Below are 2,311 nucleotides of genomic sequence, written 5' to 3' on the forward strand. Positions count from 1 at the left end.
ATCTTCATCGGTGCGGTTCCTTCCTGGTACTTTGCTCCCAGTGGGCTGGTTGGTGGGTTTGATCAGGATGGAGATTTTTCTGGCAGCCAGAAAATTGAGTTTAGGCTCAATGAACCTTAAATTTTCACGAAATACCTTGTCAATAATAGCGCTTTTGGTTATAATATGCATAAGTTCTGCGTAATTGAGCGTTCAGGACCCTTTTTGCCGCGAGGAAGGGTCTTTTGTTTTAGCCTTGAGGAGGAGAGTTAGATGAGTTCGTACAACCACAAAGAAATCGAAGTGAAGTGGCGGAAATACTGGGAAGACACCCAAGCTCACAAAGTAGAAATGGATCCAAATAAACCGAAATTTTATTGTTTGGATATGTTTCCGTATCCATCTGGCTCCGGCCTCCATGTCGGTCACTGGCGCGGCTACGTATTAAGTGACGTATGGAGCCGGTATAAAAAACTGCAGGGTTACAATGTGCTCCATCCGATGGGTTGGGATGCGTTCGGTCTTCCTGCTGAAAATGATGCGATTAAAAAAGGCATTCACCCCAGCGTTTCGACGGCAAACAACGTAGCCAATTTTAAACGTCAGCTGTATGAGATTGGTGCTATGTATGACTGGAGCAGAGAAGTTGACACGACAGATCCAAACTATTATAAATGGACCCAGTGGATTTTTCTCCAGATGTACAAGCGCGGCTTAGCTTACCGCAAAGAAATGCCGATTAACTTTTGCCCAAGCTGTCAAACTGGACTTGCCAATGAAGAGGTAGTCCAAGGTGAGTGCGAGCGCTGCGGTACACCTGTGGAAAAAAAGAATCTCAAGCAGTGGATGCTGCGGATTACCAAGTATGCTGACCGCCTTTTGGAAGGCTTGAATAGATTGGAATGGCCAGAAAAGGTCCTCAAAATGCAGGAAAGCTGGATTGGCCGCAGTGAAGGTGCCGAAGTGGTGTTTGCTGTTGCAGACACAGATTATCAAATAACAGTATTCACTACCCGCCCGGACACTCTGTTTGGCGCAACTTATATGGTGCTGGCTCCTGAGCACGAGCTGGTAGATAAAATCACTATCAGCGAGCAGGCAGAAGCAGTAGCTGAATATGTGAAACAGGCTGAAATGAAGTCTTCTGTTGAAAGAATGGCCAGCAAGGAGAAAACTGGTGTATTTACCGGAGCATACGGCATCAATCCGGTAAACGGTAAGAGGATTCCCATTTGGATCAGTGATTATGTTCTGATTGATTACGGCTCTGGTGCAATTATGGCAGTTCCGGCCCATGATGAGCGGGACTATGAATTTGCCCAGAAGTTTGAGCTTCCAATCATCCCTGTAATTGCCGATATGGATGGCAGTGTTCCCGAGCTGCCCTTTGTTATGGACGGAAAACTAATTAATTCGGGTAGTTTTGATGGCATGACATCTGAGAGCGCGAAAAAAGCAATAACTGAAGAATTGGAACAGAAGGGTTTGGGGAAAGCATCGATCCAGTACAAGATGCGCGACTGGGTATTTTCCAGGCAGCGGTATTGGGGCGAACCGATTCCGATCATCCACTGCCCGGACTGCGGTGAAGTGCCGGTTCCTGAAGAACAACTGCCGGTCACTCTACCCGATGTTGAGAATTATCAGCCGACCGGGACAGGTGAATCACCGCTGGCAGCGATAGGAGAATGGGTTAATACTGCCTGCCCAAGCTGCGGCAAAGCAGCTAAGCGGGAGACAAACACCATGCCGCAGTGGGCTGGTTCATGCTGGTATTTCCTGCGTTATGCTGACCCAGAGAATGGCGATGCGCTGGCAGATCCTGCCAAGTTGAAATACTGGCTGCCCGTGGATTTATACGTTGGTGGAGTAGAACACGCGGTTCTCCACCTGCTTTACTCGCGTTTCTACATTAAATTCCTGTATGACATCGGTGTAGTTGATTTCGACGAGCCGTTTACAAGATTGTTCAACCAAGGTATGGTTACTAAAGATGGTGCTAAAATGAGCAAGTCTAAGGGGAACGTGGTTAACCCTGATGATTTGGTTGAACACTATGGGGCTGATTCCCTGAGAATTTACGAACTGTTTATCGGTCCGCCTGAAGTAGATTCAGAGTGGATGGATAATGGAATCGAGGGAGTATATCGGTTTATCCAAAGAGTGTGGAATTTAGTTGACCGGAGCCTGAAGAATCCAGCCGAGCCAACTCAAGAGAGCGAGAAGCGGCGTCATAAGCTGATTGCCACAGTAACAGAGAGGATTGAATCCTTCAAGCTGAATACGGCAGTCAGCGCGTTCATGGAGTATATCAATGCATCCGGTTCAACTC

At 47.3% G+C, this 2,311-nt stretch carries 1 protein-coding gene; it reads left to right on the forward strand.

The features are described 5' to 3' along the window. Window positions 1–252 precede the first annotated feature (252 nt). Window positions 253–2,311: leucine--tRNA ligase (locus GX019_10990; GenBank protein HHT37681.1), on the forward strand; the 2,059-nt coding region annotated here is incomplete at its 3' end.

The sequence above is a fragment of the Bacillota bacterium genome, from assembly GCA_012837335.1.
Lineage (GTDB): Bacteria > Bacillota > Limnochordia > Darwinibacteriales > DTU012 > DTU012.